Source organism: Ruminococcus champanellensis 18P13 = JCM 17042, from assembly GCF_000210095.1.
Classification (GTDB): domain Bacteria; phylum Bacillota; class Clostridia; order Oscillospirales; family Ruminococcaceae; genus Ruminococcus_F; species Ruminococcus_F champanellensis.
Genome location: NC_021039.1, coordinates 707,947 through 728,258 on the forward strand (window position 1 = coordinate 707,947; position 20,312 = coordinate 728,258).

Annotated in this window: 15 protein-coding genes; 6 read left to right on the forward strand and 9 right to left on the reverse strand. The window is 56.8% G+C overall.

Annotated elements, in window-relative coordinates; translation table 11 throughout:
* Position 1 precedes the first annotated feature (1 nt).
* Positions 2-166: a hypothetical protein gene (locus tag RUM_RS12530; protein ID WP_015557772.1), complete on the forward strand. Its 165-nt coding sequence runs from the start codon at positions 2-4 to the stop codon at positions 164-166.
* Between the two features lie 101 nt (positions 167-267).
* Here the strand turns inward: RUM_RS12530 and RUM_RS03150 are convergent, their stop codons facing one another.
* The gene (locus RUM_RS03150) at positions 268-1,548 is read right to left on the reverse strand and encodes a RodZ family helix-turn-helix domain-containing protein (protein WP_015557773.1); all 1,281 of its coding nucleotides are present in this window, start codon (positions 1,546-1,548) and stop codon (positions 268-270) included.
* Positions 1,549-1,646: 98 nt separating this feature from the next.
* Complete coding sequence (locus RUM_RS11925) at positions 1,647-4,394, reverse strand: RICIN domain-containing protein (RefSeq protein ID WP_015557774.1); 2,748 nt, start codon at positions 4,392-4,394, stop codon at positions 1,647-1,649.
* Between the two features lie 263 nt (positions 4,395-4,657).
* On the opposite strand from RUM_RS11925, the gene RUM_RS11930 reads away from it, so the two are divergent.
* Positions 4,658-5,653, forward strand: coding sequence for an enhanced serine sensitivity protein SseB C-terminal domain-containing protein (locus tag RUM_RS11930; protein WP_015557775.1), 996 nt, complete (start codon positions 4,658-4,660; stop codon positions 5,651-5,653).
* A gap of 55 nt (positions 5,654-5,708) precedes the next feature.
* Here the strand turns inward: RUM_RS11930 and RUM_RS03165 are convergent, their stop codons facing one another.
* The 7 genes from RUM_RS03165 to RUM_RS03195 form a co-directional block, all read right to left on the reverse strand.
* Positions 5,709-6,110, reverse strand: a complete 402-nt coding sequence (locus RUM_RS03165; protein WP_015557776.1) for a VOC family protein — start codon at positions 6,108-6,110, stop codon at positions 5,709-5,711.
* Positions 6,111-6,119: 9 nt separating this feature from the next.
* Positions 6,120-6,983, reverse strand: coding sequence for a methylenetetrahydrofolate reductase [NAD(P)H] (metF, locus tag RUM_RS03170; RefSeq protein WP_015557777.1), 864 nt, complete (start codon positions 6,981-6,983; stop codon positions 6,120-6,122).
* An 87-nt stretch (positions 6,984-7,070) separates the two neighbouring features.
* A complete protein-coding gene (locus RUM_RS03175; RefSeq protein ID WP_015557778.1) occupies positions 7,071-7,469 on the reverse strand; it encodes a PaaI family thioesterase in 399 nt (132 codons plus the stop codon).
* A gap of 66 nt (positions 7,470-7,535) precedes the next feature.
* Positions 7,536-8,630 (reverse strand): redox-regulated ATPase YchF, encoded by a 1,095-nt coding sequence (gene ychF / locus RUM_RS03180; RefSeq protein WP_015557779.1) that lies wholly within the window; start codon positions 8,628-8,630, stop codon positions 7,536-7,538.
* A 15-nt stretch (positions 8,631-8,645) separates the two neighbouring features.
* Entirely contained in the window at positions 8,646-9,551 is a 906-nt protein-coding gene (pfkB, locus tag RUM_RS03185; RefSeq protein ID WP_041326231.1) for a 1-phosphofructokinase, read from the reverse strand.
* 178 nt (positions 9,552-9,729) lie between these two features.
* Positions 9,730-10,956 (reverse strand): 2-hydroxyacyl-CoA dehydratase, encoded by a 1,227-nt coding sequence (locus RUM_RS03190; protein WP_015557780.1) that lies wholly within the window; start codon positions 10,954-10,956, stop codon positions 9,730-9,732.
* A gap of 36 nt (positions 10,957-10,992) precedes the next feature.
* The gene (locus tag RUM_RS03195; protein WP_015557781.1) at positions 10,993-13,920 is read right to left on the reverse strand and encodes an acyl-CoA dehydratase activase; all 2,928 of its coding nucleotides are present in this window, start codon (positions 13,918-13,920) and stop codon (positions 10,993-10,995) included.
* A gap of 294 nt (positions 13,921-14,214) precedes the next feature.
* On the opposite strand from RUM_RS03195, the gene recJ reads away from it, so the two are divergent.
* The 4 genes from recJ to hemZ all read left to right on the forward strand — a co-directional run.
* Positions 14,215-16,248, forward strand: a complete 2,034-nt coding sequence (gene recJ / locus RUM_RS03200) for a single-stranded-DNA-specific exonuclease RecJ (protein WP_015557782.1) — start codon at positions 14,215-14,217, stop codon at positions 16,246-16,248.
* Positions 16,249-16,262: 14 nt separating this feature from the next.
* Positions 16,263-18,476 (forward strand): RelA/SpoT family protein, encoded by a 2,214-nt coding sequence (locus RUM_RS03205; RefSeq protein WP_015557783.1) that lies wholly within the window; start codon positions 16,263-16,265, stop codon positions 18,474-18,476.
* Positions 18,477-18,527: 51 nt separating this feature from the next.
* A complete protein-coding gene (locus RUM_RS03210; RefSeq protein WP_015557784.1) occupies positions 18,528-19,154 on the forward strand; it encodes an MBL fold metallo-hydrolase in 627 nt (208 codons plus the stop codon).
* Position 19,155: 1 nt separating this feature from the next.
* A partial coding sequence (hemZ, locus tag RUM_RS03215) for a coproporphyrinogen dehydrogenase HemZ (protein WP_049775499.1) occupies positions 19,156-20,312 on the forward strand: 1,157 nt, incomplete at its 3' end.

Consider the following 20,312-nt stretch of genomic DNA (forward strand, 5'->3'; position numbering starts at 1 on the left):
CATGACAGCCAGTCTGCTGTTGATCCTGGTGGCGGCATTCCTGATCGGCGGTGTCCTTACCATTGTCTGCGGCGGCATGTTTACCGACCGCAGCCGGTATGAGGAGGACAGCCGGCAGGAAAACGGCACGGAGCAGGATCCTCAGAAGGGGGAACACTCCCACTGATTCATTCAGCCCACTTCTCAAACTTTTTTTCTCATAGCAGCAGCCCGGCAGGATTTCCTGCCGGGCTGCTGTGTTTGTACGTAAATGTAGGGGGTGCTGCCTTAATCCCACTTTAGAATGGCTGTGTTGGAGCCGTCGTCCTGTCGCAGGTATACGCCTGTGTCGTTCACGGTCAGCGTGCGGTTCGGATCCAGCAGCTTGTTGGGATCAAGGGGCGCTGCGCTCTCCGGAAGACCGGACAGAAGCTGATCCGTTTTCATATCATAGACCCGTCCCTTGGTAAACAAGAACCTGCCGATGGCGTAATTGTCAGAATCGCTCGGATTCACATCAGAATCGTTCAGATCCACATCCAGGGCATGCCACACCCCGGCGTTCAGATCATACCAGTACCCTGTTTTCTGCTTACAATCATCAGTACAGGTGACGTACAGCTTGTTCTGATACACCCCATCCACCTCCAGAGGGTAGACGGGATTACCACACTGAAAGAACCCGAATGCCCCTTCATAGGGGGGCGGCAGAGCGGTTTTTTCGCCGGTTTCCGGATCAAGCAGATAATAAAAGTGCATCCGGTCGTAAGCGTCCGTGGTTTTATACTGCCGGATCAGAATGCTGCCGTTGCCGCATACGGTGATAAAATCGCTGGACAATTCGCCACCATCGCCCGGCACCTGGTCATGCCAGGCGTTGAAGTGGGGCAGGGTGCAGGTTTGAATCAGGGTGCCGGATGTGTCGTAGAGATCTATGACACGTGCCACAGTATCGACCCATGATTCATACCTTTTTCCAGGCACGTTGGACTTCAAATAGAACCTGCCGTTGCAGGCATACATGGTAGTGATGTCTGGACGGCTTTTAGTCCATCTGTTCAAAATGCTTCCCCGATTGTCCGGATCTACCGAAAAGAAAATGTACTCATATGTGGTTTCCGAAACCTCTCTTTTCGTGAATCCATACCTCGTACCCCGGAAGGTGGTAGAGCCAAGCCTGTTGCAGAATGTCTCCCCACCCCAGGTCTCGATTTCCGCCGCCAAAGCCTCCTGCCAGTTTGCAGACGGATCCGGATTTGTCTGCGCCTGCTCCGTGTGGGAATTGTCCTGGGGTTCACATGTTGAAACAGGCGGATTTGTGGTCATGCAGAATTGGGGTTGGGTACCGGGAACGGACGTTGTGGAAACAGCCGTTGTGGCAACAGATGATGTACCCGTCGTCCCGGCAGGCTCCGTGCTGACAGGCGCATCCGTTGTGGAGATATCAGATGTACCGGAGTTCTGCTGCACCTCTGCATGGGTCTGCTCCGACTCATTCTGCCCACAGCCTCCGGCGGAACACAGCAGAGCAAGAGCAGCCGCACCGGATAAGAGCTTTCTTGTGTTCATATCTCAACCTCCTTTATACGCCTATTGTAGCATATAATGTTGAAAAAAGCAATGTATACCAAAAAAAGCGGCTTCTGAAAAGAAGCCGCCTAAGGGAATCACGCTGTTCGCAGTGCCTGCCGCAGCAGTACAAGGTCTGCCCCGGTGAGTATGCCGTCCCCGGTGAGATCTGCCGCCTTCCAGTCCGCCAGGGTCATATCCGGCACTCTGGTGAGCCACCGCTGTACCAGCACCAGATCTGCCACGGACAGGCTGCCGTCCCGGTTCACGTCTCCCCGGACGGGTTTTGCCTCTGTATGCAGCAGCCACCGCTGACAGCCGTTGGAGGTGTTTTCCCACTGCTGTACATTGGCACCATTCTCCTTGGAGGCATACCCGGTCTCCACCAGGCATGCTTCTGCGGAAGCGTGAGTCAGAATGCTGTAGGAGCCGTTCAGATTCTTCACGAACCGGAACAGCTGGGCATCGCTTTTCGCCGCAAAGGGCGCAATGCTCAGATTGCCGCCGTTTTCGCCGCTTTCTGCCCGGAGCGCAAAGCTGTCATCCTGGGCGGAGCGGATGTAGTACAAATTCCCGGAGCCGTAGGCTGTCAGTACCCACTTCTGGCAATCCAGCCCGTTGGAGGGATACTGCTGTACGTTTGCCCCATCCTGCATGGAGGCGTTGGCGATTTCCATCATCTGTCCGGAGTTCTCATTTTCAAAGCCGTAGATCAGGCTGACATCCATCTTGCAGCCCGGATCCGCTGCCTCCTCCAGGATCCAGTCCTGGCAGGCAGCGCCGTTGATCTGCCACTGCTGCACATTGGCGCCGGATCCGGTATCCCCGTTGGCAACCTCCACTGCGGAGGCATCCCCACTGATCCGGGTGCGGAGCTTATAGCTGCCGCTTCCATTGGCGGTGAACATAAACTGCTGATTGGTGCCGCCGTTGTACTGATAGATATCCAGGTTGGCGCCGTTGTCAGCCTTCTTTCCTGCCACATCCAGTACAAAGGATGCTCCGTCCCCAAGGGCGGATACAATGTAATAATAGCCGTCTCCGGCGCTGTACAGCTTCCATACGTCATGCACGGAGGTGCCGTCCGTGCCCCATTGCTGTACATTGGCACCGTTTTCTGCCTTGCCCCCTGCTACCTGCATATACAGGCCGGAGTTTACGTTCTTGATCCGGTATGCAGCCCCCTCCGGGAAGGATGCCGCCGTAGGAGCGCTGGGAGATTCCGTATACCCGGCACTGGGAATGCCCTTGGTGCCGTACCGGAGGTACATCATATTGTTTTTGGAGGTCTGACAGCCGGTATAGCTTTCGCAGTAGGTCTTTGCCTGGTCGGCGGACAGGGTCACATAGCTGTAGTTCTTGTTTGGCCGCCAGGTGCAGTTCTGTGCCTGCCCCTCAATGGTGGTTCGCTTGCAGTTGACGAATTTGGAGCCGGATTCTGCATAGGAGCCGGGATACGTCACCGAGTTCCAGTCACAGATCACGTTGCCCTTGATGGAGCCTCCGTCATAGTAGCAGTTTTCCGCATAGATCTTGCAGGCGGTGTGTACGGTGTACGCCATGCTGAAGGTGTTTACATAGTTGTTCATGGAGTGGAAGTAGCCGTACCGCATCAGTCCGGGTCCCCGGGTAATGGTGTTGGTGAACCGGTTGCCCAGCAGGGACATGCGGGGAAAATTGTTGTAGGTTTTGTAGGAGTTTTCATCGTCCGCCGGATATCCCAAGATCAGTCCGTATTCATGGAGTCCGAAGCTGCTGTCGGATACGGAGCAATAGTCCGCATCATAGCAGCAGGCAAGGAATTTGTCCCAGTCCTCCAGACCGGTGGAGGCGGTGTTCACGGCTGCATGGCCTGTAAAGGTGCAGTGATCCACCCAGAGATTCTGACCGGAGCCGAAATACACCACGATGGAATCGTTGCCGTTGGATTCCGCATCGTGCTGCAAATCAAAATTCTTGATGATAATGTTATTGCCTACGCCATGTTTCGTGGCGGTGCAGAACTGAACGTTATACAGGGTATGGGCGTTGTAGCTGCCGATGATGGTTTTGTTGCTGTGTACATAGATCCTGCCGTCCGGGCAGTAGTACCTGCCAGAGGAGTCCTTCTGGAGGGAGGTGACCTTCAGGTCTGCGGTCACTACAATGGTGTAGGGTTCGTCAGCGGTGGCATATTTTTTCAGATCCGCAAAGGTGGACACCTCCACCACTTCTCCGAACAGGCCGCCGATGTCTGCCGCCTTTACCTTTCCGGTGTTGTCGTCCTGGCAGTAGCCTGCAAAGCCCTGGAGACCGTCTGCGTTCAGCAGGAACAGCTGATTGTCCGCTCCCGTGTAGGATGCCAGAGACATGCCGGAGGCACCCCGGGTCAGCGCCAGGGAGGTGTCCGAATAATTCACGATCTTGTAATACAGATCATTTCCCAGCCGATCCTGCTGCACCGGGATCACATACCAGTGCTGGGACTTGGCAGACTCGCTGCCATACAGGATCACGCTGGTGCCGGCGCTGACCTGGTACCCGGCGGGGGTCAGCAGCCTGCCGGATGCTGCATTCACCAGCTTGAAGAAGGTGCCCACCGAATCCTTCCCCACCCGGTCAAATCGCCAGGAGAGGGTCAGATCCTTGCCCGGTGCCTTGGGCAGTACGGCAGCACCGTCCCCCGTACCGCCGGCAGTGAGCACGGAGCTGTTGTCCTTGGCGGCAATATTCATTAGCTGTACCGGATAATCCACGGATGCTGCGGCTGCGGGCAGTGCAGCGTCTCCGAACAGAGGCAGCATCCATGCCGCCAGCAGAGTCAGGGACAGAAGCAGACTCCGTCCCATGCGCAAAAAGCCTTTCATTGCAATTCCTCCTTTATGGGCACCGCACATGCCCTGTGCCATGCCAAACATGATTTGTTTATATTTTGCTAACACAATTATAACATGTGGGATTTCACCTGGCAATGCAGGATTGTGCCCAATGGATTACAAAATGGGCTTTTTGAATTGAGAAAATTCTGTGATACGGCTTGCAATTGGCTGATATGTATGCTATAATAACAGTATTCGTATGATAAATCGTACCGACAATAGGCAATCTGTATATACAGGAGGACAAATCAATGGCAGAAGAAGAAAAGAAGACCCCGGAGGGGCAGCAGCCGGAGCAGCCTGAACAGCAGGCGCAGCCTACCCGCCCCGCACCGATCACCAATCCCAAGCTGCTGGAGGCGATTGCCCAGTTCAAGAGCGAAACCAACCGGGTCAATGAGATCAAATTCCTCCAGGAAATGCTCAATGCCCGCTATCTGGTGCCCGTAATCATGGAGACGCCCCCCAACGAGACCATGAAGCCCGGGGAGAGAGTATCCACCCGTGTGGCGTTCCAGATGCTGACCAACGATAAGAACGAGAAGTTCATTCCTGCCTTTACCGACCAGGACGAGCTGGTGAAGAATACCGTGCAGCCCCGGCATCAGGTTGCTGTGCTGACTGTCCGGGATTTCGCCATGGTCTTTTCCCAGAATCCCATCTGCAAGGGCTTTGTCATCAACCCCTTCGGGGACAATATGTGCCTGACCCGGGAGCAGCTGGAGAATCTGTTCCAGCATGCAAGACAGGTGCCCCGGCAGCAGGATGGAAAGGTGCTGGTAGGCGGTGCCCCCAGTCTTTCCAGCCAGGTTGACATGGCAATGAACAACCTGAAGAAGGAAAAGGAAATGGAGGCTTACATCCGTGCTGCCAAGGAGACTGAGGCAAGAAAGGCTGCCGAGGCAGAGGAATCCGAAGATAAGCCCAAGATTCAGCAGACGGTCAATCCGGTTTCTGCGGCTGAAAAGCCCCAGGAGCTGATCGATGCTCTGAGTCGGTATCTGAAGAAGCAGAAGGGTGTGAAGCGTGCATACCTGCAGCTGATGCTGGGAGAGCAGCCCCATTATCTGATCGCTGCGGAATGTGATGACGACCGTGCAGCAGTATTCGCCGCCATCAAGGCAGAGGCTGGCACATACACTGACCTTGCGGTCAAGGTGGTGGATGTGGCTTCCGATTCTGCAAAGGATCTGGTCAGCGGTGAAAAGCCCTTCTACGAAAAGAAGCGGTTCGGTCTGTTCAGCTGATCTTACCATGACAAAAACAATGCCCGGAAGGTATCTGCCTTCCGGGCTTTTTGTGTTACCGTGCAAAGGGCTTGTTGAAGGAGCCGATCTCGATGAGGTTTCCCTCCGGGTCTGCGATATAACAGGTGCGCTGTCCCCATGGCTCCGTTTCCGGCTCCAGTACCGGCGTAGCCCCCAGTGCTACCACCCGGCGGAACTGCTCGTCCACCTCCTGGAAGGTGCCCACATACAGAGCCAGTTCGGAATGCCCGTTCAGTCCCTTGATGTATTCATACCGCCGATGGGTCATGCGCTCAAAATCATCCCTGCCGTACAGCAGGAACAGGGTGCCGTCCTTGATGAGGTATACGTTGCTGGTATCCTCATCCTCCCGGATCTCAAAGCCCAGCACATCCCGGTAAAACCGGATCATCCGTCCCATATCCCGTACAAACAGTCCGAATCCGTCCAGTCGCATAGTGTCTTCTTACGCATACAGCAGCCGGTGGACAGCCTCATAGATCCGCCGTGCCACATAGGGCTTGTTCATGGTGTACAGGTGGATCCCGTCCACCCCCTGGGTAATCAGATCCACGATCTGGTCAATGGCGTAGGCAATGCCTGCGTCCTGCAATGCCTCCGGCTGATGCTCATACCGGTTCATGACCTTCATGAACTTATCCGGCAGATGCACCCCGCATAGCTGCACCATGCGCTCAATCTGCTTCTTGTTGGTAACCGGCATGATCCCGGCTTCGATGGGCACATGGATCCCCACCAGCTCCGCCTTTTCCCGGAATTCGTAGAAATACCGGTTATCCAGAAACAACTGCGTCACCAACTGGTTGGCACCTGCATCCACCTTGCGCTTCAGGTTCCGCAGATCCGTTACCGTATCCGGGCTTTCCGTATGTCCCTCCGGATAGCAGGCTGCAAGGATGTTGAAATCCCCATGTTCCCGGATAAAGGAGATCAGCTCGTCCGCATGGCGGAATTCACCCCTGGGCTGGGTATCCGGCAGCACATCCCCCCGCAGTGCCAGAATGTTTTCGATGCCCTGCTGCTGCATCTGCTCCAGCATGGTGAGCACCTCCGACCGGGTCAGGTTGATGCCCGGCAGATGGGCAACGCTTTCGATGCCGTACTGATGCTTTACCGCAGAGGCGATCTCCAGGGATTTCTGGTTATTGGCACCGCCGCCTGCGCCGAAGGTGACGCTGATAAAATCCGGGTGCAGATCCCGCAGTCCGTCCAGAGTCCGGTAAATGGTGTCCTCCGGAGAGGTGGGCTTGGGCGGAAAGATCTCAAAGGACAGCACCGTATGATCCCGGAACAATTCGCAGGTTTTCATAGATAGACACTCCTTTCTGGCAGCGCCCACAAGCTTTGTGCAATGCTGCCCTATGTTCTGCATCCGCAGCGGTGCGGATGCGGTTGCTTATGCTGTGTGATAGCCTGTCACTGTAACTGCCGCTACCTGGGTGCCAAGCTCATCCGTCACTGTGACCTGGTAATAGCAGGTTGTCCTGCCGTCCTTGACTCTGTGGGCTTCGGCAATGAGCCGGCTGCCCTTCACGCCTCCCAGATAGGTGATATTGCTGCTGAGGGACACGGTGCCTGGCTTTTCCCAGTTGGATGCCACAGCAAAGGCGAAATCCGCCAGCGTGAAGGTGGCACCGCCCATGACAGCCCCCAGGGCATTCCGGTGCCGCTCCTCCAGTTCCAGTTCGCATTTGGCAAAATGATCCCCGATCTCGGTGATCTGTGCTCCATTGAGGGTGGCGAACCGATCATCCTGGAACAATTCCCGTACCTGAGCCAGCGATTTGTTTTCCATCAGATCACTCCTTCCCACAGTGTGATCCTGCGATTCCGTACCGGATCGCTCCGATGCATGCGCTGTTTATACGTTGAAGCGGAACAGCACGATATCTCCGTCCTGCATCACATAATCCTTGCCTTCCAGCCGTACCAGTCCCTTTTCCTTGGCGGCAGCCATGGTGCCGCACGCCATCAGATCGTCAAAGGAAACCACCTCTGCCCGGATGAAGCCCTTTTCAAAATCCGTGTGGATCTTGCCGGCTGCCTGGGGCGCCTTGGTGCCCTTCTTGATGGTCCATGCCCGTACCTCCGGCTGACCGGCGGTCAGGTAGGAGATCAGCCCCAGCAGGGAATAGCCCTCCTGGATGATCCGTCCCAGACCGGAAACCTCCAGCCCAAGCTCCGACAGGAACAGTTTCTTGTCCTCATCGCTCATATCCGAGATCTCCGCCTCCATCTGTGCGCAGATGGGCAGAACGGCGGAATGCTCCGCTTCGGCAATTTCGCATACCTTCTTATAATGCGGATTTGTATCGATATTATGCACAAAATCCGCTTCGCAAAGATTTGCAGCATAGATCACCGGCTTTGCGGACAGCAGGGGCGTGGACTTGAGCATTTCCAGTTCATCCTCTGTAAAATCAAAGGCACGGGCGGAATGTCCCTCCTCCATAAATGCCTTCAGCCGCTCCAGGAAGTCCACCTCTGCCAGGTACTTCTTATCCCCCTTGGAGGCCTTCTTTGCCCGGTCGATGCGCCGCTCCAGCATTTCAATGTCCGAGAAGATCAGCTCCAGGTTGATGGTTTCAATGTCCCTTGCCGGGTTGATCTCTCCGTCCACATGAATGATGTCGATATTTTCAAAGCATCGTACCACATGTACAATGGCATCCACCTCCCGGATATCTGCCAGGAACTTGTTGCCCAGTCCCTCCCCCTTGGAGGCTCCCTTTACCAGCCCGGCAATGTCCACGAATTCCAGAGTTGCCGGGGTGAACTTTTCCGGATGATACATTTCCGCCAGCTTATCCAGCCGCTCATCCGGCACAGATACGATGCCAACATTCTTCTCGATGGTGCAAAAGGGGTAATTTGCCGACTCCGCTCCTGCATTGGTCAGGGCGTTGAACAATGTACTTTTTCCCACGTTGGGAAGACCAACCATACCTAATTTCATGGTGTTTCTGCTCCTTTATTTGATTCTCTGCATTAGCTGACGCACCAGCATTTCGTCAGCGATCCACTCACTGAATGCGGTGGCGCTTCCGGCGGCAATGCCCGTGCGGAAGGCTTCGTAATAATCTCCGCACTGCATAAATCCTGCCAGGAAACCGGCGACCATGGAGTCCCCGGCACCGACGGAATTGACGGTTTCGCCGTAGGGGGCATAGAGCCGGTGGATCTCCCCCTGCTCCGTTACCAGCATGCCGCCCCGCTCCGCCAGGGACAGCAGTACGTTCCGTGCCCCCTGCGCCTGTAATTCCCTGGCGCAGCATACCAGCTCCTCGTCGGACTGGGGCACCCGGCAGCAAAGCTCTGCCAGTTCGGTTTCGTTGGGCTTGATGAGGAAGGGGTGATATTTCAGCACCCGCAGCAGCAATTCTCCCGTGGCATCCACCGCAGTGGAGATTCCTCTGCCGTAGAGCCGTGCCAGGATCCGCTCGTACATATCCGAGGGCAGGGTGTGGGGGATGCTTCCGCCCAGTACCAGCACGTCTCCGATTTTCAGCTTATCCAGCTTTTCGTACAGTGCCTGGATCGCATCCTCTGTAATGTATGGCCCCTGTCCGTTGATCTCGGTTTCCTGCTCGGATTTCAGCTTCACGTTGATCCGGCTCATGCCCTCCGGCAGGGTGATAAAGTCCGTCCGGCAGCCCTTTTCCTGTAAAAACCGGGTGATGGATTCCCCGGTGCTGCCTGCAACAAAGCCCAGCGCCATGCTCTCCACGCCCAGATTCCGGAGCATCAGGGACACGTTGATGCCCTTCCCTCCGGGGTACAGCTGCTCCCGCACGGTTCGGTTCACGATGCCTTCGGAAAAGCGGGGCACATGCACCACATAATCCAGAGATGGGTTAAATGTAACTGTATAAATCAAAAGTAACACCTCCAAAGCTGCCCGGCGGAGCTGTTCCGCTCGGACGCATGCATGTGTTTGGTACATGCAGGTGAGCCGTTCTGATCCAACGGCATTTCATGGCAGCGCTGCACAAGCTCTGTGGAGTGCTGCCTTAGATGATTATACCACAGGGTATTCTCCTGTGCAAGGATGCAGGTCATCCCTGTTTCGCATTGGACAGCATCAGCTTGATCCGGTTTTCCTGGTTGACCCGGGTTGCCCCCGGATCGTAGTCAATGGCAACGATATTGGCGTCCGGATGCTTCTGCTTGATGGCACGGGACATGCCCTTTGCCACAATGTGATTGGGCAGACAGCCGAAGGGCTGGGCGCAGATGATGTTTTTCGTGCCGGATTTCGCCAGCATCGCCATCTCCGCCGGGATCAGCCAGCCCTCGCCCATGGATACCCCCTGGCTGATGTACTCGTCCGCCGCCCGGCGCACCTCCTCAAAGTCGTGGGGAGGATCAAATACCCCGTGCTGCTTCACGATCCGGATCTGCTGCTTGAGGCGGCTGTAGATCAGCTTGTATCCCAGCCGGTACAGCCGGGTCATATTGGTGGTGTGATCGTACAGCTTGGCGTCCACCACAGTGCCTGCCGCACAGTACATGACAAACTCCAGCAGAGCCGGCACCACCGGTTCACAGCCCTCCGACAGCAGGAATTTCTCCAGATCGTTGTTGGCAAGGGGGGAGTACTTCACATAGATCTCGCCTACGATGCCCACCCGGATCTTCTTCACCTTGCTGCGTTCCAGCTTTGCAAAGTCCTCCAGGATCGCCCTGTAGTTCCTGCCGGTGTGCAGATATCCGCCGTTTGCAAAGGATTCCTCCAGCCGTTTCTGCCACTTGGCAAGGCACCGGTCTGTGGCATCCCGTTCCAGCTCATAGGGTTTGCACTGGTTGTACAGGGACATCAGCAGATCCCCGTACAGCACGCCGTACAGCAGCTTCAGGAACATGGGGGGCGTGACCTTGAATGCGGAATCCTTTTCCAGCCCACTGAAATTCAAGGAGATCACCGGCACCTGGGGGAATTCCCGTTCCACCGCCTTTCGCAGCAGGTGGATGTAGTTGGATGCCCGACAGCCGCCGCCGGTCTGGGTAATCAGCAGTGCCACCCGGTTCACATCATATCTGCCGCTTTTCAGCGCCTCCAAAAACTGACCGATGACCAGCAGCGCCGGGTAGCAGGTATCGTTGTGCACGTTCTTTAATCCCTCATCCACCACGGCTCGGCTGGAGGTCTCCAGCAGTTCCATATGATAGCCGTACTGCTCGAACATGCTGATGAACAGCTTGAAGTGTACCGGCAGCATGTTGGGCACCAGAATGGTGTGTGTCTTTTTCATTTCTTCTGTAAATTTTGCATGCTCTGCCATATCAGGACTTCCTCCTACTGTATCGCACCAGAACTCTTATGTCTGTTCCATGGCGGCAACTAGGCTGCGCAGCCGGATCTTTGCTGCTCCCAGGTTGTTGATCTCGTCTATTTTCAGCTGGGTATAGAATTTCCCCTTCCGCTCCAGGATGGAGCGCACCTCATCGGTGGTGATGGCGTCAATGCCGCAGCCGAAGGATACCAGCTGTACCAGCTGCATATCCGGTTGGGTGGTCACATATTCTGCCGCCCGGTACAGCCGTGCATGATAGGTCCACTGGTTCAGGATCTGCAAATCCTGTACATGTCCCAGATGCGCCACGCAGTCCTCCGTCACCACTGCCATGTCCAGGGAGGTGATGAGCTTGTGGATTCCATGGTTGATCTCCGGGTCGATGTGATAGGGTCTGCCTGCCAGCACGATGATGGGCTTGCCTGCCTCCCGTGCCTGGGCAATGACCCTCTGCCCCTCTGCAATGACCCATTCCCGGTATTGCTTCTGGGCCGCAAAGGCGGCTTCCGTTGCCGCTTTGGTCTGCTTCCGGGTGATGACGTAGTCTGCCAGGGTCTCCTGCATGACTCTTGCCACGTTTTTCGGTTGATTCAGATCCATATAGGGGAACCGGAAATTCTGCTTGTTGAGCTTTGGATTATTGGCCTTCAGCAGCTCCGGGTAATATGCCACAACCGGACAGTTGTAGTGATTGTCATTTTCCCCTTCGTCAATATTATAGCTCATGCAGGGGTAGAAAATGAAGTCCACTTTCTGCTCCAGCAGGCTTTCAATATGTCCGTGGGTCAGCTTTGCCGGATAGCAGATGGTGTCCGACGCAATGGTATGCTGCCCCTTGTAGTATACGTTTCTGTCGCTTTCCTCCGACCGTACCGTTTCAAATCCCAGGACGTTGAAAAAGGCGTGCCAGAAGGGCATCTGCTCATAGAAGGACAGTGCCATGGGCAGCCCCACCCTTGCCTTGGGATGCGCCGACTTGGTATCGTTGGTGTGCAGGATCCGGTCGTATTTGATCGCCATCATGCTGGGCAGGGAGGTACCCTTTGCCTTGCCTGCACCCTTTTCGCACCGGTTGCCGGAAATGTAGGTATGCCCGTCGGAGAAGCGCACGATGCTCAGGCTGCAATGGGCGGTACAGCCCTTGCAGGTTGCCGCCCTGGTGGTGTAGCTGAACTGTGCCAACGCTTCCGGAGAAATCAGCGTGCTTTCCGCCTTCTGATGCTCCATGGCATACAGGGCGGCGCCGAATGCCCCCATCAGCCCGGAAATGGCAGGCCGGATCACGTTTCTGCCCAGCTCCTGCTCAAAGGAGCGCAATACTGCATCGTTCAGGAAGGTTCCCCCCTGCACCACGATGTTCTGCCCCAGTTCCTCCACGGACTTTGCCCGGATCACCTTGTAAATGGCGTTCTTGATGATGGATGCGGACAGACCGGCGGAAATATCCTCCACCGTTGCCCCGTCCTTCTGTGCCTGCTTGACGCTGCTGTTCATGAACACAGTGCACCGGGATCCCAGATCCACCGGATTCCGTGCAAACAGCCCCAACTGGGAAAATTCCGCAATATCGTATCCCATTGCCTGGGCAAAGCTCTGGATAAAGGAGCCGCAGCCGGAGGAGCATGCCTCGTTGAGCATGATGCTGTCAATGGTGTGATTCTTGATCTTGAAGCATTTGATGTCCTGCCCTCCGATGTCGATGATGAAATCCACATCCGGACAGAAGTAGGATGCCGCCCGGTAGTGGGCGACGGTCTCCACGATGCCGAAATCCATGCCCAGCCCGTCCTTCATCAGCTCCTCGCCGTAGCCGGTAACGGCGGATGCCCGGATCCGCATGGCAGGGTTCTTTTCCCGGTAGATTTCCCGGAGCTTTTCGGCGATCTTGTCCAGAGGCTGCCCCTGGTTGGAGGCATAGTGGGAGTACAGCAGCTCTCCCTTGCCGGTGATGAGCACCAGCTTAGTGGTGGTAGAGCCTGCGTCCACTCCCAGGTATGCGTCCCCGGTGTAGGTGTGCAGATCCGCATACTTCAGGTCGTGCTGCTTGTGCCGTTGGATGAAGGCTTCATATTCCGCCCGATCCTCAAACAGCCGTCTGCCGGTCATGCGCTGTTCACCGCCCCGTGCCTTCTGCAGCTTTTCCAGGCAGTCTGACAGGCGCATGGGAGTGCCGCCTTCCTTGGCGAACAGGGCGCAGCCGTATGCCACGAACACCGGTGCCGTTTCCGGGAATACCGCATGGGCATCGTCCAGTCCCAAAGTCTGCACAAACGCCTTTCGGAGTCCCTTCTGGAAGGACAGGGGCCCCCCCAGAAACAGCACCTTTCCCTGAATTTGTCTGCCCTGTGCCAGACCGGATACAGTCTGATCCACCACCGCCTGAAAGATGCTGGCGGAGATATCCTCCCGACGTGCTCCCTGGTTCAGCAGGGGCTGAATGTCGGATTTTGCAAATACGCCGCAGCGGGAGGCAATGGGGTATACCTGCTCCGCCTGCAATGCCAGCCGATCCAGCTCGTCGGCGGTGACACCCAGCAGGGTTGCCATCTGGTCGATGAATGCCCCGGTGCCTCCGGCGCAGGAGCCGTTCATACGCTGCTCCACGCCTCCGGTCAGAAAGATGATCTTGGCATCCTCGCCGCCCAGTTCGATCACCACGTCCGTGTCCGGATATGCTTCCTTCACGGCGATGAATGCCGCATGCACCTCCTGCACAAAGGGCAGGTCTGCATGATTGGCAAGCCCCAGCCCTGCGGAGCCGGTGATGCACAGGGTGAACAGGCTGTCCGGGTACTCTCCGGCAATCTGCTCCAGCTGTTCGGAAACGGTTTCCTTGATCCGGGAATAATGCCGCTGATATCTGGAACGGATGATTTGCTTTGCGTCGTCGATCACGACGGTTTTTACCGTGGTGGAGCCCACGTCGATGCCCAATGAATACTGTGTTTGCATAATTTACCTCACCCGATACGCTCCCCAATGCGTCCGATTTCATTTCCGCTTCTTCAAGCCTGCGAAGAAACAATATAATACTATTATACTACGGATTCCGCAAAAAAGAAAGCCCCGTTTTTAAAAAACCGACATAATATTTTGTGTGGGATCGCCTTTGCGGATATGCGCTGCTTTGTGCTGCATTGCCCTTGCAATCTGCCGGATAGAATGCTATAATAATATGATGCAATAAGCGGCGGATGCCGCAGAAAAGGAGAGGATCCCTGCCTGGCAGCGGATTTGCAGAGGAATATGAAAAAATGGAGCATTACCAGGCCGGATGAGGCAGCGGCGGGTGCGCTGACGAAGGGCAGTGATCTGGAGCCTTTATGTGCGGTGGTGCTTGCCGCAAGGGGTATCCGCACGGTACAGGCGGCGGCGGATTTCCTTGGCTCGGACGAGCTGTCCGACCCCTTCTTGATCCGGGATATGCAGGAAGCGGCGGAGGTCATCAACGAAGCGGTGGAATCCGGCAAGCCCATCTGTGTGTACGGGGATTACGACTGCGATGGAGTCACCGCCACGGTGATGCTGTACTCTTATCTGGAATGTCTGGGGGCGGATGTGCGGTTTTACATACCCGAGCGCAGCGAGGGCTACGGCATGAACGAAGCCTCCATCCGGCAGCTGGCACAGGAGGGGGTTTCCCTCATTATCACCGTGGACAACGGCATTGCCGCCCTGGCGGAGGCGGAGCTGATCGCCCAGCTGGGCATGACTCTGGTGGTAACGGATCACCATCAGCCGGGAGAATGCCTGCCCCGGGCGGCGGCGGTGGTCAATCCCCACCGGGCGGATTGTCCCAGTCCCTACAAAAACCTGTGCGGCGCAGGGGTTGCCCTGAAGCTGATTGCGGCTCTGGACGGGGGCGGCTACGATATGGCGCTGGAGCAGTTTGGCGACCTTGCCGCCATCGGTACGGTGGCGGATATCGTACCCCTGGATGGGGAAAACCGGTTCCTGGTGCGCCGGGGTCTGGAGTATCTGCAAAACACCGAACGGGAGGGCTTGCTGGCGCTGATCCAGGTGGCAGGTCTGGCAGAAAAGCCCCTGGATGCCCACAGCATCGGTTTTATGCTGGCACCCCGGATCAATGCCGCCGGCAGGTTCGGCTCTCCTACCCTGGCGGTTCGGCTTCTGCTGTGCGATGATCCCCAGGAGGCGGAATCTCTTGCCGCTCAACTGGATCAGCTGAACACGGAGCGGAAGGCTGCGGAAAACGCCATCATGCAGCAGATCGACCAGAAGCTCCGGGAGGAACCGGCTCTGCTTCACGCCCGGGTGCTTGTACTGGCGGGGGAGGGCTGGCATCCCGGAGTCATCGGCATTCTTGCCGCCCGGCTGGTGGAGCGGTTCGGAAAGCCCTGTTTCCTGCTTTCCGTGGAGGGAGACACCGCCCGGGGCTCCGCCCGTTCCTTCGGGGATTTTTCCGTGTACCAGTGCCTGCATGCCGCATCCGGGGTGCTGACGCACTGGGGAGGACACAAGGGCGCCGGCGGCATGACCCTTTCAGCGGCGGATCTTCCGGAATTTGACCGACTGGTGCAGCAGTATGCCAGGGAGCAGTTCCCGGTTATGCCCGTACCGGAGCTTTCCGCCTTGCTGCTGCCCCCCGCTTTGTATACACCCAAACAGGCGGCAGGGCTGGAGGTGCTTGCGCCCTTCGGTGCGGAGAATCCGGAGCCGCTGTTTGCGGTGGTGGGGGCATCCGTCACTGGGGTGACCTCTACGAAAAACGGGCAGCACAGCCGGATCACCCTCCGGTACGGAGACGTGAACATCAGCGCATTCTGGTTTTTCTGCAAGCCGGATGCCCTGCCCTTCCGACAGGGGGATGCCTGTGACTTGCTGCTGACCATCCAGGCGGACAGCTGGAACGGCAAGCCTTGTATCCGGGCAAGGATCCGGGACGGTCGGTTGTCCGGCACCAAACAGAGCGCATACTTTGCCGCCCAGGCAAGCTATGAAGCCTACTGGCGGAAGGAGGCACTGCCCAGGGCGTATTACGGCAGGATGCTGCCTGCCCGGCAGGAGCTGATCCGGGTGTACAATGCCATCGGTCAGGAGGACATGCCCTTGGAAGCGCTGTATGCCGCCTGTGCCGGGACGGATCTGAACTACTGTAAATTTCGCATTTGCTGCGATATTTTCGCAGAGCGGGGATTGATCGCACTGGATCCTGCGGCAGGGACTCTGCGGCGGCTGCCGGTGACCGCCAAGGTGCAGATCACCGAATCCCAGGTGTTCCTGGAGCTGCACAGACTCGCTGAAAACGGTTTTACTTGATTGGGGGAATCACAATGCCGGAAGAAATATGTACCATAGACATGCTGATCCAGAAAATTCTTACGGAGGACAAGCAGTATGATCTGAGCAAGATCATCTCCTCCTACGAATTTGCCGCCAAGGCTCACGAGGGGCAGACCCGCTCCTCCGGACAGCCTTATATCATCCATCCGCTGTCGGTTTCCTACATTCTGCTGGAGCTGGGCATGGACACGGACACCATCTGTGCCGCCATGCTTCACGACGTGGTGGAGGATACCCCGGTAACCCTGGAGGAAGTGAAGAAACGCTTTGGCCAGGACGTTGCCATGCTGGTGGACGGCGTGACCAAGCTCAACAAGATCCCGATCTTCAGCCCGGAAGAGCAGCAGGCGGAGAATGTGCGGAAAATGCTCCTTGCCATGTCCCAGGATATCCGGGTCATCATCATCAAGCTGTGCGACCGGCTCCACAATATGCGCACTCTCCGGTACCGCCCCTCCTATAAGCAGCGGAAAACCGCCCTGGAAACCATGAACATCTACGCCCCCATTGCCCACCGTCTGGGCATCCGGGCAGTGAAGGAGGAACTGGAGGATCTGGCGTTCCGCTACCTGGATCCCTACGCCTATGCGGAGATTGAGCATATTCTGGAAATCAAGAAAGAGGAACGGGAGGCGTTCATCGAAAGCATCAAGAAGCGCATTGCCGACCGGTTCAAGGACGTGGAATTTTCCGCACCGCCTCAGATTGACGGACGGGTCAAGAGCATTTACGGCATCTACAAGAAAATCTTCGTCAACCACAAGAGCATCGAGGAAGTGTACGACAAATACGCCGTGCGGATCATCGTCAACACGGTGGGGGAGTGCTACAATGTACTGGGACTGATCCACGATATGTTCCGTCCCATCCCCAACCGGTTCAAGGACTATATCTCCACTCCCAAGGCGAATATGTACCAATCCCTGCACACCACCGTACTGGGCAGGGAGGGCATTCCCTTTGAGGTACAGATCCGTACCTGGGAGATGCATGCTACGGCGGAATACGGCATTGCCGCCCACTGGAAGTACAAGGAGGGCGTCCAGGGCAAGGACAAGATGGAGGAGCGCCTTGCCTGGATCCGACAGGTCATTGAAGCCCAGCAGGCATCGGATGATGCCGAGGAGATCGTTCGGATCATCAAGAACGACATTGCCCCGGAGGAGATTATGGTCATGACCCCCCGGGGAGATTCCATCGCCCTGCCCATCCATTCTACCATCATTGACTTCGCCTACCGGATCCACTCCGAGATCGGCAACAAGACCATCGGCGCCAAGGTGGACGGCAAGATCGTCCCCCTGGATTATCAGCTCCAGACCGGGCAGATCTGTGAGATCATCACCAGCAAGGATCCGAAAAAGGGTCCCAGCCGTTCCTGGCTGGAGATCGCCAAGACCAACGAGGCAAAGTCCAAGATCCGGGCATGGTTCAAGAAGGAGTGCCGGGGAGAGAACATCGAAACCGGAAAGAATGCTCTGGAGCGGGAATTCCGCCGGTACCAGATCCATGTGCCCGAGGACAAGCTGGAGGAATTCCTGGCGGATGACCTGAAGCGGCACAACTGCTCCACCCTGGATGACTTCTATGCCTCCATTGGCTACGGCGGCATCCTGCTGTCCAAGATCATGTCCCGGCTTCGGGATAAATACGTCAAGCAGTACAAAACCGAGGAAACTGCTCCGACACCGGAAGCGCCGAATCCTGGTGTCCGTGCCCGGAATACGGGCAGCATCATTCTGGATGATATCGACAGCTGCGTGGTGAAGTATGCCCAGTGCTGCAATCCACTGCCCGGGGACGAGATCGTGGGCTTTATCACCCGTGGCCACGGCATTTCCATTCACAACAAAAACTGTGTCAATTACCGGGCAGCCATGAAGCGGAACGACCCGGCTGAGGCGGAGCGCTGGGTGAATGTTCAGTGGGCAGCCACGCCCCAGACAGCCATGCAGACCGGCATCGAGGTCATTGCCACTGACCGGGTGGGACTGGTGTACGATATTACCGGGGTGCTGATGGAGTCCAAGATCCCCATCATTCACTCCGCCTCCCGGAATTTGAAAAATGGCAATGCCCTGTTTGAAGCGGCGATCACCATTGCCGGCACGGAGCAGCTGCGGAATCTGATGGATAAGATCCGCCATGTGAAGGGCGTCATCAGCGTGGAGCGTGCTGCTGTGAAAACCGAAAAGAACGGATAAAGGCACTGCACAAGCCCTGTGTGGTGCTGACTGAAGAAAGGAGTTTCCCTCATGAAGGTACACATGCTTTCCCTTGGCCCCCTGGGTGCCAATTGCTATATTCTTGAAACAGACCAGAAAAACGCCATTGCGGTGGACATCGGTGGAGATCCGGAGATTTTGCTGCGGCTTTTGCGACAGCAGGGGCTGCACCTGGATCGGATCCTGCTGACCCATGGCCATTATGACCACATCGGCGGCGTTGCCCAGGTGCAGCAGGAAACCGGCGCTCCGGTGTACATTCACGGAGATGATCTGGGTATGCTGACGGACGAGATCCGGAGTCTGTCCACGCCCATGGGCATGCAGGGCTTTGCCCCGGTACCGGATGCGGATACCCTGACCGACGGGGAGCATATCCGGCTGGATGATGTGGAGCTCACCGTGCTGCATACGCCCGGACATACCCCCGGCAGCGTCTGTTACCTGGGCAACGGGCTTCTGCTCAGCGGAGATACCCTGTTCCGCCAATCCATCGGCAGAACCGACTTTCCCGGCGGCAGTATGCCCCAGATGCGCAAATCCCTGACCCGGCTCAACGGTCTGACCGGGGATCTGCTGATCTATCCGGGACACAACGGCGCCTCCACCCTGGATTACGAAAAGGAGCACAACCCGTATCTGCGGGATTATACCTGATATGACTATTTTTCTCATCGGTCACGACTTTAAATATGAAACCGAAGCCACGGTCAAGCTGTTTTTCCCGGCAATGCGCTTTGCATTCTGTACGGAGGATGCCCCCTGTGCAGGGGATTTTATCCGCACGGTCTTTACAGAAGATCGAATCCTGGTGGAGACCAGCCTGTCCGGCGTGCGCCGGCTTAGGGAAGCCTCCCTGTCTCCGGATGGGGACAAGCATGCCGCCGAGCATACCCTGTGCCGGACGCTGTATGCCCATCTGACGGAAGCCACCGGCGTGACACCTCCCTGGGGCATGCTGACCGGCATCCGACCGGTGCGGATGCTGACCGCTGCCGTAGAGCAGGGCAGTACCCTGGAGCAGGCTGCGGCGCATATGCAGCAGACCTATCTGGTGTCAGAGAAAAAGCTGGCGCTGGCAAAGGCAACTGCCCGGGTGCAGCTGCCCCTGTTGCAGGGACTTGCCCCGGATGCCATCAGTCTGTACATTTCCATTCCCTTCTGCCCCAGCCGATGCAGCTACTGCTCCTTTGTGTCCCATTCCATTGCCGAAGCCGGAGAACTGATCCCAGCCTATGTGGACTGCCTGTGCCGGGAGATCCGGATCTACGGGGAACTGATCCGGGCACTGCATCTGAAGCTGGACACGGTGTACATCGGCGGCGGTACGCCGACTGCCATTTCTGCGCAGCAGCTGGCACAGATCATGGATACCCTGCAAAGCAGCATGCACCTGGATGGGATCCGGGAATATACTGTAGAAGCGGGGAGAGCGGACACCATCACCCGGGAGAAGCTGGAAGTGATCCGCCGGTATGGGGCTGACCGGATTTCCATCAATCCCCAGACTCTGAACGATGCGGTGCTCCGTGCCATTGGCAGAAAGCATACGGCGCAGCAGGCAGTGGATGCCTTTCTGCTTGCCCGTTCCATGGGCTTTGACAATATCAATATGGATCTGATCGCCGGACTGCCCCAGGATACCCCGGACAGCTTCCGGAATACCCTGGATCGGGTCATTGCCCTGGAGCCGGAAAGCGTCACGGTACATACCCTGACTCTGAAGCGGGCGGCGGATCTGTATGCCCAGGGAGAACGGCAGATTGCAAATCCTGCCGCTGCCATGGTGGATTACAGCAGCAGCTGTCTGCCTGC